The sequence below is a fragment of the Sulfitobacter sp. HI0027 genome, from assembly GCF_001634775.1.
In the GTDB taxonomy this organism is placed as follows: domain Bacteria; phylum Pseudomonadota; class Alphaproteobacteria; order Rhodobacterales; family Rhodobacteraceae; genus Sulfitobacter.
Genome location: NZ_LWER01000161.1, coordinates 1 through 355, shown reverse-complemented (window position 1 = coordinate 355; position 355 = coordinate 1). Strand labels below are relative to the sequence as shown.

The window sequence follows — 355 nt, the reverse complement described above, 5'->3', positions numbered from 1 at the left end:
CCACACCCGCGAGGGGTTGGTGGGTGCCGCGCACCACATTGGGTTTGAATACCACCCGGCGCGGATGGCTTGGGAGGAAGAGTGATCTGCCAGTAGGTAGAAACGCGAAAGGGCCGCAGCGATGCGGCCCTTTTTCGTTACGGGGGGGGGGCGCCTTACCCTCCGATCAACTCTTTCGCCATCATCATATGCACGCCCTTTTCGCGGTTCACCGTCTGGGTGATGCGCAGATCCCCGGCCAGCGAACAGAGCACATAGGCATCCTCGCGGCTGATCCCTGCGCGCTCAGACACCAGCGCGATCATCTCCCGCAGGGCCATCTCCGCGCAGTGGTCAAGGTCGGGGGCCATGCCCA

General features: G+C 63.7%; 1 pseudogene. It reads right to left on the bottom strand.

Annotated elements, in window-relative coordinates:
• Positions 1-155 precede the first annotated feature (155 nt).
• Positions 156-355 (bottom strand): annotated as a pseudogene (locus A3722_RS10045) (acetamidase/formamidase family protein); the annotation flags it as partial.